The organism is Streptomyces sp. NPDC046977, from assembly GCF_040644455.1.
GTDB lineage: Bacteria > Actinomycetota > Actinomycetes > Streptomycetales > Streptomycetaceae > Actinacidiphila.
Genome location: NZ_JBEYWO010000046.1, coordinates 16,349 through 28,806, shown reverse-complemented (window position 1 = coordinate 28,806; position 12,458 = coordinate 16,349). Strand labels below are relative to the sequence as shown.

Below are 12,458 nucleotides of genomic sequence, written 5' to 3'. Positions count from 1 at the left end.
CTCACGCTGCCCGCACAATGGACGTCATGGACAGGTCCACAAAGGCGTCGGTGGAGGGGTCCAATCAGGCGGAGGATCCAGCCGACAAGGCGCCGGGCCCCGGCAGTTCACCGGGCTCGGACTTCCTGCAACTGGAGATCGGCCACGTACCCGCAGGCGGGCGCACCGCCTGGCTCACGGACCGGCTGCGGTCCGCCATCGCCGACGGCCGGCTGCGTGTCGGAGCACGGCTGCCCGCCAGCCGCGTCCTGGCGGAGGAGCTGCACGTCACCAGGGGCGTGGTCACCGAGGCCTACCGGCGGCTCGCCGAGTCGGGACAGATCGCCGGTCGCGGGCGGCTCGGGACGGTGGTCGTGGCGGCTCCCGCCGCTCCGCCCGGGCGCGCACACGACGTGCCGGGGACCGGAGCCGGATCCGGGGCCGCGATCTTCTCCTCGGAGGACCGCGACGGCGTCGTCGACGTGCTCCGGGCCATGCCCTGCCGCATCGACCTGTCACCGGGTGTCCCCGACCTCGCCGCCTTCCCGCGCCCCGGGTGGCTGCGCGCCGAGCGTGCCGTCCTCGCGGACGCCGCCCCGGCCGACTTCGGCTACGGCGATCCCAGGGGCGCACCCGCCCTGCGCCGAGCGGTCGTGGGCTGGTTGGCGCGCAACCGCGGCATCCGCGCCGACCCCGAGGAGGTCGTGGTGGTCGCGGGGGTGGCGCAGGCTCTGAGCCTGCTCGCGCGACTCCTATGGGCGGACGGCATCCGCCGTGTCGCCGTCGAGGACCCCGGATCCCTCGGGGCGCGCCAGCAGTTGGAGTACGGAGGCCACTCGGTCGTGCCCGTCCGTGTGGACGCGGGTGGCCTCGACGTCGGTGCGCTGCGTGCCAGCGGCGCCCGGGCGGTGCTGCTGACCCCGGCCCACCAGTTCCCGACCGGTGTCGTCCTCGACGGGGAACGCCGCAGAGAGCTGCTGGGCTGGGCCGCCGAGGGCGGGGTGGTGATCGAGGACGACTACGACGCCGAGCACCGCTACGACCGGCCACCGGTGCCGGCGCTGCGCTCGTTGATGCCCGAGGGGGTCTGCTACGCGGGCAGCGTCTCCAAACTGCTCGCGCCCGCGCTCCGCATCGGATGGCTCCTCGTACCACCGGACCGGCTGGACGCCGTCGTGGCCGCCAAGCGGTACGCCGACCTGGGCAACGGCGTCCTCACCCAGCTGGTCCTCGCCCGGCTGATGGACTCCGGCGAGCTGGAACGACATCTGCGCCACGTCCGGGGGCGCCACCGTCGGCGCCGGGACGTGATGCTGAAGGCCATCCAGGAGCACGTCCCCGGTGCCCGCGTGCACGGGACGGCGGCCGGCCTGCACCTCATGGTCACGTTCGGCGGCCCGCCGGACGGCGCCCGCGGTCCCGACCTGTCCGACGGCGCCCTCGCCGCGGCGGCGCTCGACCGGGGCGTGAAGGTGCATCCGCTCTCCTGGCATCGCATCGCCCCCGGGCCGCCCGGCCTGGTACTCGGCTACGCGGCGGGCTCCGCCCACGACATCGAGGAGGGCATCGCCACCATCGGGACCGTTCTGCGCGGGCTGCGTCCCTGAGGCCGCGGGGGTCCCATGGCTTTCCCGGATATCGGGTCGTGTGCCTGAGCACCCCCTCGCAGGGCGTGCTCAGGCACACAACGGTCGTCGGTGACTCAGTCGACCGGCATCACCCACACGTCGGCGATCGAGGGGTCGTAGTCGGCGTCGGTGTCCTGGAAGCGGATCCGCACGGTGCCGTCCGACGTGGCGGCGGAGGGTTCGACCACGAACTGGTGGGTGATCGTGCCCTGGCCGCTCTCGCTTCGCCTCAGGTCGACGCTGTGCACGACCTTGCCGTCGACCTGGACGTCATAGGTCTTGCGCCGGGCACCGTCGAAGGTCTCGACCATGCGGACCACGAAGCGGCCGGTGGTCGGTACGGCGGCATCGAACTCGAACCAGCCGCCCGGGTAAGAGGAGTGGGTGTACCGGCGTGTCAGCCCGGCCTCGGTGTTCGTCCCCGAGTGTTCCGACGCCGTCAGCCGGTGGGCGGACTCCGACGGCCCGTCACCGAGGTCGATGTGGTCGCTCGACTTCGCCGGTGGGGTGGGCAACGAGACCGCGATCGTGCCGGTCGCCTGCTCCGCCGCCGTCGAGCCCGTCGCCGCGGTGACCGTGGCCTTCTGCCCGACGACGGTCAGCGGCACCGTCACGACGGCTTCGGCCGTTGCCCGCTCCCCCGGCTCCAGGTGGTACGCGACCGGGTCCGGCGCCGTCCAGCCGTCGGGGAGGGCGAGTGTGAGCTCGCCGGACTGCACCACCTTGGTGCGGTTGGCCAGCACGGCGGCGACGGTGGCCCGTTCACCCGGGCCGACCGGATCGGGCGCGGTGGACACGCCCTCGATGGCGACACCGGGGGCGACCACCAGGCCCGCGGACACCGGTAGCGTCGCCGTTCCCCCCGCGTACCGGTACGACACCGAACCGGTGAGGTCGGCCACCGAAGCCTGAGCGTCGGTCGCCACCGTGACGTCGTAGGCGTGCTCGACCGTACTGCCCGCACCCGTGGTGGACGTGTGCCGCCCCACGGACTTCACCGTCCAGCCGCTGGGTGCCCGCAGTGTCGAATCGACGCCGGTCAGAGGCTGCTTGCCGGTGTTCTTCAACGCCACGTTCACGCGGACGACGTCGCCCGGGAGGATCTCGCCGGCCGGCACGTCCAGCGTCGCCACCGCGCCGACCAGGCGGGACGATGCCCGCGAAAGGATCTTCTCGAGGCCGGCCAGTGAGTCACGCAGCTTCGTGGCCGCCGCCTTGTCGATCGCGCCCTGCTCGGCGTACGTCTGCGTCCACCGGTCGAGGTCGGCCACGCCGGCGAGCGCACGGTGCACCGCTGCGGCGGTCAGCCGCTTGTCCGCGTCCTGGGCCTGCAGGCGCCACGCGGCGTCGAGTTCCTTCCGCGTCAGGGCGGTGCGAAGCTGCAGGTGCCCCTTGGCGATCGTGCCGAGACCGTGCACCTGCAGCGCGTCGACATCGTCGGCGAACGACTCTGCCTGGGCCCGGGCCGCCCCCAGGTCCCCGAGCACCGGGTCGACCGCGAACGCGTAGTGCCCCGAGCCGACCTGGAGCACCACGTCCCCGCCGGCCTGCTCGACGTAGGTCACGTCATGGACGTCGCCGATCGGCGTGCCGCCCTCGGTGACCGCCCAGCGGTTCGCCGCCGGGATGCGCACCTCGGCGGTGGTGTTCGCCGGCACGGTGACGTCGAGCTTCATCGCGCCGCCGGTCGTGTCCCACGCGCTGCGCACAGTGCCGTACGGCGTCTGGTGGCTGAAGTCGACGTGGTCGATGCCCTCACCGGGCTCGGGGGCGATGAGCACCTTGCGGTAGCCCGGTTCCGCCGCCGAGACGCCCGCCATGGTGCGGTACATCCACTCGCCCACCGCGCCGTAGGCGTAGTGGTTGAACGAGTTCATGCCGACGTCGTTGAAGGTGCCGTCGGGGTTGATGGAGTTCCACCGTTCCCAGACGGTGGTCGCGCCCTTCCCGATCTCGTAGCCCCAGGACGGGTAGTCGGTGTGCTGCAGCAGCCGGTAGGCGATGTCGGAGCGGCCCGCCTCGGTGAGTGCCGGCAGCAGTCCGTCGACTCCGAGGAAGCCGGTCGACAGGTGGTAGTCGCGGCGCTCGAGGGTCTTGACGAACTTGGCGACGATCGCGTCGCGCCGGTCGGCGGGGGCGAGGTCGTTGGTCAGCGTCAGGATGTACGAGGTCTGGCTGTCGCCCTTGACGGTGCCGTCGGCGCCGATGAACGCCGCCTGGTACGCCGACCTGATCGCCTCGTAGCGCTGCTGGTACGCCGCCGCGTCGCCGTCCCGGCCGACGGCGGCCGCCATCTGCGCGAACTCCCGTGTGCTCTTGGCGACGAAGGCGGTGTCGAGTACGTCGGCCGGGGTCGCGTCGTCGAGGTTGAGCCAGTCGAGATAGCCGCCGGCGGAGCGGATGTGGTCGGTGGAGTCGGCGTCGAGGAAGTCGACGTAGGCCTTCATCATGTCGTAGTTCTCGCGGATGACGTCGGTGTCGCCGTACGCCTGCCACACCGTCCACGGCACGTGCACGCCGGCGTCCATCCAGCCCGCCGACTCGTAGCCGCCGTCGAAACGGCCGGGGACGACGGGGGCGACGCCGGGCAGCGAGCCGTTGGGCCGCTGGGTGTCCCGCAGGTCCTGCAGCCACTTGCTCAGGAAGGACTGAGCGTCCATGTTGTAGACGGCGGTGCGGGCGAAGACATCGATGTCGCCGGTCCAGCCCATCCGCTCGTCGCGCGCCGGGGTGTCCGTGGGGATCGACAGGAAGTTGCCCCGCATGCCCCAGACGATGTTGCTCTGCAACTGGTTGACCAGGGCGGAGTTGGTGTCGAGGCTGCTGGTGAGGTCGCCGTCGGTGCCGACGACGACACCGACCAGGTCCTTGGCCTCAGGGGCCTGGTCGACACCGGATATCTCGACGTACCGGAAGCCGTGGAAGGTGAACGACGGCTCGAACGTCTCCGGCTGGTCGGTGGCGAAGGTGTAGTGGTCGGTCGCCTTCGCGGTACGCAGGTTCGCGGTGTAGAGCGTGCCGTCGGGGTTGAGCACCTCGCCGTGCCGGATCGTCACCGTCCGGCCCGGCTCGCCCTTGAGGCTGAGGCGGACGTGGCCGACCATGTTCTGCCCGAGGTCGTAGAGGTAGACGCCGTCGGTCGGCGAGGCGATGCGCTTCGCGGTCCTGAGTTCCTGGGTGACCCGTACGTCGACCGCGGTCTGCGGTTCGAGTACGTTCACCGGCTCGTCGCGGACGTGCGCCGCGGCCCAGTTCGCGGCGTCGAAGCCGGGCTTGTCCCAGCCGGCGACCTGCTTCGCCACCCGTGCGTCGTAGGACTCGCCGTCGAGCAGGTCGGCCTCGCGGGTCGGGCCGGAGGTGGTGGTCCAGGTGCCGTCGGTACGGACGGTGGTGCTGGTGCCGTCGGTGAACTCGACCAGCATCTGCGCGATCACCGAGTCGTCCTGCCCGTAGACGTCGGTGCCGAACATGGCGACCTTGCCGCTGTACCAGCCGGGTGCGACCTCGGCGCCGAGGACGTTGGCGCCGGCGCGGACCTGCCGGGTCACGTCGTAGGTCTGGTAGTCGATGCGCTTGTCGTACGCCGTCAGGCCGGGTGCGAGTTCGGCGTCGCCCACCCGTGCGCCGTTGAGGCGCAGTTCGTACACGCCGCGCGCCGATGCGTAGACGCGTGCCCGGGCGACCTTCTTGCCGCCGAGATCGAACTCCTTGCGCAGCAGCGGTACCGGCTCGTCGCGGCGCAGCCAGGCCTCGCCGCCGGCGCTGTCGACGCGCAGGCCGCCGCCGGTCACGGTGCCCGACGCGAAGGTGCGGTCGCCCGCCGGGAAGGCGGTGTCGACCAGGACGGTGCCGTCGGCGCCGGTGACCGTGACGTCGTGGACCAGACCGCGCTCCGCGCCGCTGGTGCGGAAGCCCATCGTGCCGGGGCCGCCGAACGTCGTATCGGTGCGCTGGTCCAGCTGCTTGCCGTCGACGGTGGTGGTGATCGTGGCGCCGTCGACGGCGATCGCGTAGTCGTGCTCGGCGGCGAAGTCGAAGCCGGCCGGGAACGGTGTCGCCTTGAGGACCGAGTAGTTGCTGTTGCGCTTCACGTGGGGGCGCAAGGCGTCGTCGGTCTCGCTGATCTGCCACATGTAGGCGTTCTCGGTGTCCTGACCGCGGAAGTAGACACCGAGCGCCCCGTTGATGTCGGAAGCGGTGAACTCGACCGTGTAGTCCTTCCACTTGGCACCCAGCGCCGGTGTGTCCGCACCGATCCACGCGGCGGTCCACGGCTGGTCGCCCAGAGCGGTACCGAACGTGGCGGGCTTGCTCCACTGGGAGGCGGTGCCCCGGTCGTCCCACACCCGGACGGACCAGACGTAGTCGGTGTGCGGCTGCAGCGCGGGGCCGCCGTAGCGGACGTCGACCGACTGGCGTGAGGTGACCTTTCCGCTGTCCCAGACGTCGGGTCTCTCGATGCGGCCGGCCGAGGAGGCGACGCGTATCTCGTAGGCCCGCTGCGTGACGCCGCGGCGTTCGGAGCCGAGCTGCCAGCCCAGGGTGGGCGCCGTCAACGGGATGCCGAGCGGGTCGTCAAGGGCGTTGACCGTCAAATGGCTGACGCTCGTTGCAGCGGCGGCGGGGGCGGTGGAGGTCACGGGTGGACTTGCTGCCGTCGCCGTCGCGGGTCCCACCGCGACGAGGACTGATGCAGCGACCACCGCGGCGATCTGCTGACGCACGGGCGCTCCTCAAGAAGAGTCATTGAAACGCTTCAATCACACCCTGGCGGTGACTACCCCTCCATGGCAATGAGTTGGACAGATTTGATGCGACGGATGCAAAGAGATCAATGAATCGGTTTAAGCCGGGCGCAGTGCAACCCGGTGTCGGCGGGTTGACGCGGTGGCCTCCGCCGTTGACGGCCGACACCCCGTATCAAGGGTCGCGTCAGGATTCGGAGCGGACGGAGGAACGGTGGTCACCGCCCTGTCCGCCCTGTTGGCGCAGACCTCCGCTCGGAAACGGCCGAGTGGCAGGCGCTGGTTCCTCCCCCGGGGACGGATCGCTGTGCCCGGGTCCGCCCGAACGGTCACGTGGCCCTCACCCGGAACCAACGCAGCAGCACCCCGCGGATTACCCGGCCACCTCCGCGACACCGTCGATCAGCCGCTGCACGTCCTCGCCGTCGACGTACGGAGCGAGCCCGGCACGCACCGCGCCCGTGTCACCGAGCCCCAGCAGCCGCGACGCCTCCAGCGCGTAGAAGTTGCCCGCGGGGGCGTTCACACCGCGCCGCGCCAGCCGCTCGTAGACCTCCCGGCCGGGCACTCCCGCCACGGAGAAGAACACCGTCGGCGTACGGCGTGCCGGCGCGCCGTACAGCCGCACCCCGCCGATGCCCGACAGCCCGTCCACCAGGCGTCCCAGCAGCCGCTCCTCGTATGCCTCGACCGCTCGCATCGACTCCAGCACCCGGCTGCGCCGGTCGCCCGAGGAAGAAGCCAGCGAGGCGATGTACTCCACGGCCGCGGTGGTGCCGGCCAGCATCTCGTACGGCAGGGTGCCCAACTCGAAGCGTTCCGGCACGTCATCACTGGAGGGCAGCAGTTTGTCCGGGTGCAGTTGCTCCCACAGTCCGGGATCGGCGACCACGACACCGTGGTGGGGGCCGAAGAACTTGTAGGGCGAGCACGAGAAGAAGTCGGCGCCCAGGTCGGCCAGGTCGATCGGCGCGTGCGGCGTCAGGTGCACCCCGTCCACGTAGAGCAAGGCTCCGACCTCGTGAACGGCCGCCGCGATCGCCGCGATGTCGGGGCGCGTGCCCAGCACGTTCGACCCACCGGTCACCGCCACCAGCCGGGTCCGGCCGGACAACTGCTCCCGGACGGCGTCGACGCTCAACTCACCGCTCACGGGGTCGAACGCGGCCCACCGCACCACCCCGCCGACGGATTCCGCCGCCTGGATCCACGGCCGGATGTTGGCATCGTGGTCCAGCCGGGTCACGACCACCTCGTCACCGGCTGTCCACTGCCGCGCCAGGGACCGGGAAACGTCGTACGCCGCTTGCGTCGCCGACCGTGTGAAGACAACGCCACGCGACTCACAGCCCAGAAGGTCGGCCATGGCCTGCCGCGCCTCCGTGACGACGTGCTCGGCGCGGCGCTCGGCGGCTGTCACCGAGCCCCGGTTGGAGATGCCCGAGCACATCACCGCAGCCATCGCCTCGGCAACCTGGCGAGGCACCTGTGAGCCGCCCGGCCCGTCGAAGTGGGCCACCTTCTCCGCCAGCGCGGGGAAGTCGTCACGGATTCGCAGGACATCGAGATGCATGCGCCCATCCTGCCCGAGCGCGGACTCCGCGCGCACGGTCCCGGTCGCGACCGACGACTCAGTTCCCGGCCCGGTCGCCGGGCAGCGTGAAGTGCCGGCCGGGCCGCCAAGCGGGTGGCGTTCGGAGCAGGTCTTCCAGCGGCGTGCCCACGAGCAGGTGATCGAGTGCCCATCGGTTGGCCGAGTGGGCGATCACCAGGACCGTGCTGCCGTCCCAGTCGGCGGCGAGGTCCTGGAGGAAGGCGCGGGTGGCCGCGACGACCTGGCGGTAGCTCTGGCCCGCGGGGAACGGGTCGTCAATGCGCAGGTTTCGCTGACCGGCGATGACGGAGACCGCGTCGCCGTTGAGTTCCCCGTAGTTGCACTCCCGCAGTCGACTGTCCTGGTGGATCGGGGGCCGGCCGTGGGGGAACGCGATGCGGGCCGTCTCCACGGCGCGGTGCAGGTCGGAGGTGAACACGGCCGCGAGGCCGTCGGCCGCTCGGCGCTCACCCAGCTCCCGGGCCTGTCGGCGCCCCGGTTCCGAGAGCCGTCCCGGTAGCCAACCGGTCGCGATGCCTGCCTCGTTGTCCGTGGTGGTCGCGTGCGTCTCGTAGACGATCTCCACTGCCATCACGCACCTGCCGCTTCCCGGAGGACGACCAGGTCCGTGGGACGCATGGGCTGCGCGTGTCCCGGCCGCGGGGTCAGCGGTACCGCGAACAAAAAGACCGGGACGGCCTTCAGGCCGAGTCGAATCGCTACGGCGACCCTGTGATTTCCGTCCAGCGTCGCGAACTCCTCATTGAAGCCGAGTCGGAGCGGCGTGCGGATACCGTGTGCTCCGATGCTGACCGTGAGCGCTTCCAGATGACGGGGGGTGTCCACGATCGCCGAGCCGACGATCTCGCGATCGACCGCCCGATATCGCGCGACGAGGGCCGTTGGCAGGTGAACTTCCGACAGCGACATGGAAGCAGCTTATTTCGCCGTCCGCGCCGTGGGCCCGGGATGAGAGCGCTCAGCCGTGCCGACCGATCCCGGTGATGACTTCTCGCGCCCGCGGCCGTCACACCTGCAGCGGGACACGACAGGACGGAAGGACGACGACGTGACGAGTGCGGACACATGGCCGGCGGAACGGGGCGGGGGCGGCCTTGGCAAGGGCGACGAGCCGGTGTTCTCCGGGCTGGCGGAGCGGCACCGGCGGGAGCTGCACGTGCACTGCTACCGGATGCTCGGGTCGTTCGAGGACGCCGAGGACACGGTGCAGGAGACGTTCCTGCGGGCCTGGCGGCGGCGGGAGACCTTCGAGGGGCGGTCGACCCTCCGGGCCTGGCTGTACCGGATCGCCACCAACGCCTGCCTCGATCTACTCGCCAAGCGCCGCCCGGAGCCCGCGACCGGAGGCGAGGTGCCGTGGTTGCAGCCCTACCCGGACCGGCTGCTCGACGAGCTGCCCGCGGCCGACGCCGACGAACCGGAGACCGTCGCCGTCGCGCGGGAGACGATCGAGTTGGCGTACCTCGTCGCCGTCCAGCACCTCGCCCCGCGCCCCCGCGCGGTGCTCATCCTGCGCGACGTGCTCGGCTGGCCGGCGAAGGAGGTCGCGGCGCTCCTCGGCGACTCCGTCAACTCCGTCAACAGCGCGCTGCAACGGGCCCGCGCCGGCATGCGGGAGCACCTGCCCGCCGAGCGGCAGGACTGGAGCGGCGGCGCCGAGGACTCCGGGACGCGCGAGCTGGTGCGTCGCTTCACCGAAGCGAGCGTGGCCACGGACGTCGCCCGGCTCGCCGGCATGCTCCGTGACGACGCCCGCTGCTCGATGCCGCCGACGCCGGGCCTGTCCCTCGGCCGGGACGCGGTGGTGACCGACTGGGTCGAGGACGGTTTCGAGGGCATGCAGGGACTGCGCGGCGTCCCCACGTCGGTGAACCGGCAGCCCGCCGTCGCCTTCTACCTCTGGAACGAGCGAGAGGGCGCCTACCTGCCGTTGACGCTCGACGTCCTCCGCGTCGCCGGCGGGATGATCACCGAGATCGTCATCTTCCATGCCGACCGGTTCCCGCGGCTCGGGCTGCCGGAGCGCCTGTCGGCGGACGGCGCGGAGTAGTGCGGCGACAGGTGCAGCTGGAGCTGCGCGATGGTGCACCCGGGCCGGACCCCGAACGCGACGCCGGATTCCGGCTTCGCGGCACCGGCGTCCGTGCCCTGCGCAACCGCGGCCGTCGGGCAGCGAGGACGGAACTGCCCGCAGTCGCCAGGGGCAGCACTCAAAGCCGCGGGCATCCCGCACGCTCCAAAGCCTCGTAGGCGGCGAGGTAGCCCGCGATTTTGAAGGCCGGTTCGTGAGAGCCCGAACGTATCGGCGCGAGCGCCCCGCAGCACCACCCGCGTGGCAATCACGGGCTGCCCGGCGGGTGTGGCCAGGCCATTCGCGGACCATCCGCCGCATCCCGACGCGACACCCTCCCCCTCCGCTCCGGAACCGCCACAAGCAGGACTGGCCGAACCTGTGTCCTGGGCGCGATGTCGCAGTCGCCCATGTCGCGGTTCGTCGTGGCGGTCAGGGTGTGACGATGGCGAAGTCGGGGTCCGGGGCCGCGAGGTAGCCGAGGAGTTCCTCCAGTTTGCCCGGATCGCCGGTGATGCGGATGCCTGGGCGTGCTTGGAGGTCGGTAGGGCTGCTCGTGCCGAGGAGAAGGTCGCGCAGGTCGGCTTCCTCCAGGGTGATGTCGAGGTGCGGGTGCGGCGTGGCGGGTCCGTTCGCGGAGGTGTGGGTGAGGACTCCGTTGTGGAGTGCGAGCGTGATCGGGTCCTTGCCGTTGATGTTCCAGCGGACGGTGATGCTCGCGTCCCAGCAGCGGGGGCCGTCGATGCGGATGGCGAGGGCGTCGAAGAGCTGGTCCAGTGTCAGTGCGGCAAGGACGTCGGGCGAGGCGGTGACGGTGGGGGTGCCGACGGAGCCGTGACGGAGTTCGAGGGCACCGGTGAGGTAGAGGTTTCGCCAGGTGCCGTTCTCGCTCCCGTATCCGAGTTGTTCCAGGGCGTCGGCCTGGAGCGCGCGGGCGTCGGCGTGGTCGGGCTCGGCGAACAGGACGTGGTTGAGGACTTGGGCGACCCAGCGGTGGTCGCCGGCGTCGAACGACTCGCGGGCGCGGCGTACGACGTCGTCGGCGCCGCCCATGAAGTCGACGTAGCGGCGGGCGGCTTCGACCGGGGGGTGTTCCCACAGGTGGGCTGGGTTGCCGTCGAACCAGCCGAGGTAGCGCTGGTAGACGGCCTTGGTGTTGTGGCTGACCGAGCCGTAGTAGCCGTGGGTGTGCCAGGCGAGTGACAGGGCGGGGGGCATCTGGATGGTCTCGGCGATCTCCAGTGCGGTCATCCCCTGGTTCAGCATGCGCAGGGTCTGGTCGTGAAGGTAGGCATACAGGTCGCGCTGCTGGGTGAGGAACACGGTGAGGCGTTCGCGGCCCCAGGTCGGCCAGTGGTGCGAGGCGAAGACGACATCGCTGGCCCCCGCGAACAACTCGACGGCCTGTGTGAGGTAGCGGGCCCACACTCGCGGGTTGCGTACTTCGGCGCCCCGGAGCGTCAGCAAGTTGTGCAGGTTGTGGGTGGCGTTCTCGGCCATGCACAGTGCCGCGTGGTCGGGGAAGTGGATGTTCAGCTCTGCCGGTGCCTCCGTACCCGGGGTGAGCTGGAAGACCATGCGAATGCCGTCGACGGTCTCTGCTTGTCCGGTGCGGGTGATGTCGACAGTCGGCGGGATCAGGCCGACAGCTCCGGTCGACGTTGTCAGACCCAGACCGGCGCCGATCTGCCCACTGCCGCCCTTGGGCAGTGCCGCTCCGTACATGTAGGCGGCGCGGCGGCCCATGGCGGTACCCGCGTACACGTTCTCGCTGACGGCGTGCTCCAGGAATCCTTGTGGGGCCAGCACCGGCACGCCGTCGGTGAGGTCCTGCTCGCCGACCACCCCGCGCACGCCGCCGAAGTGGTCGGCATGACTGTGCGTGTACAGCACTCCCGTGACAGGCCGCTGACCGCGGTGGCTGCGATACAGCGCCAGGCCGGCTGCCGCGGTCTCCGCGCACAGCAAGGGGTCGATCACGAAAACCCCGCGGTCGCCCTCCACCAGCGTCATGTTCGACAGGTCGAAGCCGCGGATCTGGTAGATGCCCTTGGTCACTTGGAACAGGCCGTGGTCCGCGCAGAGCCGGCTCTGCCGCCACAGGCTCGGGTTGGCGGTGTCCGGGCAGTCCTGGTCGAGGAAGCCGTAGGCGCCCAGATCCCACACCGAGCGCCCCGCACGGTCGCGGATGACGTCGTCCGAGGCGGTGCCCAGGAATCCGCGCCGGGCATCGGCCAGGTCCTGGGTGTCGTCGAACGGGAAGCGCGATCTCACCTGCTCGTTGGCCCGGGCGACGGCGGGCTGGACGGGCTTGGCTCCGCTGTGCTGGGACAAGGCAGTCTCCCTCGCAGGCCCGGAGCACGATCGGCGACCGCGGCATGTGTCGTGACGCCTCGAATCCTCGCCCGGGATCTGCGGCT

Annotated in this window: 7 protein-coding genes; 2 read left to right on the top strand and 5 right to left on the bottom strand. The window is 71.1% G+C overall.

All coding sequences use genetic code 11. The annotated features are described in order from the left end of the window. Positions 1-17: 17 nt before the first annotated feature. Complete coding sequence (locus ABZ883_RS39425; RefSeq protein ID WP_360915821.1) at positions 18-1,586, top strand: PLP-dependent aminotransferase family protein; 1,569 nt, start codon at positions 18-20, stop codon at positions 1,584-1,586. A 95-nt stretch (positions 1,587-1,681) separates the two neighbouring features. Here ABZ883_RS39425 and ABZ883_RS39420 read toward each other — a convergent pair whose 3' ends face one another. The 4 genes from ABZ883_RS39420 to ABZ883_RS39405 form a co-directional block, all read right to left on the bottom strand. After that, a complete protein-coding gene (locus tag ABZ883_RS39420; RefSeq protein ID WP_360915818.1) occupies positions 1,682-6,331 on the bottom strand; it encodes a family 78 glycoside hydrolase catalytic domain in 4,650 nt (1,549 codons plus the stop codon). A gap of 394 nt (positions 6,332-6,725) precedes the next feature. After that, positions 6,726-7,925, bottom strand: a complete 1,200-nt coding sequence (locus ABZ883_RS39415) for a cysteine desulfurase-like protein (protein ID WP_360915815.1) — start codon at positions 7,923-7,925, stop codon at positions 6,726-6,728. Positions 7,926-7,983: 58 nt separating this feature from the next. Beyond that, positions 7,984-8,538 (bottom strand): histidine phosphatase family protein, encoded by a 555-nt coding sequence (locus ABZ883_RS39410; protein WP_360915812.1) that lies wholly within the window; start codon positions 8,536-8,538, stop codon positions 7,984-7,986. Continuing rightward, entirely contained in the window at positions 8,538-8,876 is a 339-nt protein-coding gene (locus ABZ883_RS39405; protein ID WP_360915809.1) for a hypothetical protein, read from the bottom strand. The genes ABZ883_RS39410 and ABZ883_RS39405 overlap by 1 nt, the downstream gene beginning before the upstream one ends. A 139-nt stretch (positions 8,877-9,015) precedes the next feature. Between ABZ883_RS39405 and ABZ883_RS39400 the strand changes: the two genes are divergently transcribed. Continuing rightward, positions 9,016-10,017 (top strand): RNA polymerase subunit sigma-70, encoded by a 1,002-nt coding sequence (locus ABZ883_RS39400; RefSeq protein WP_360915806.1) that lies wholly within the window; start codon positions 9,016-9,018, stop codon positions 10,015-10,017. Between the two features lie 453 nt (positions 10,018-10,470). On the opposite strand, the gene ABZ883_RS39395 is transcribed toward ABZ883_RS39400, so the two are convergent. After that, positions 10,471-12,372 (bottom strand): alkyl sulfatase dimerization domain-containing protein, encoded by a 1,902-nt coding sequence (locus tag ABZ883_RS39395; RefSeq protein ID WP_360915804.1) that lies wholly within the window; start codon positions 12,370-12,372, stop codon positions 10,471-10,473. Positions 12,373-12,458: the final 86 nt, after the last annotated feature.

Excerpts from the sequence above, each read along its gene's own strand:
- ABZ883_RS39425 (WP_360915821.1), top strand. The coding sequence starts at position 18 with ATGGACGTCATGGACAGGTCCACAAAGGCGTCGGTGGAGGGGTCCAAT.
- ABZ883_RS39405 (WP_360915809.1), bottom strand. The coding sequence starts at position 8,876 with ATGTCGCTGTCGGAAGTTCACCTGCCAACGGCCCTCGTCGCGCGATAT.
- ABZ883_RS39410 (WP_360915812.1), bottom strand. The coding sequence starts at position 8,538 with ATGGCAGTGGAGATCGTCTACGAGACGCACGCGACCACCACGGACAAC.
- ABZ883_RS39415 (WP_360915815.1), bottom strand. The coding sequence starts at position 7,925 with ATGCATCTCGATGTCCTGCGAATCCGTGACGACTTCCCCGCGCTGGCG.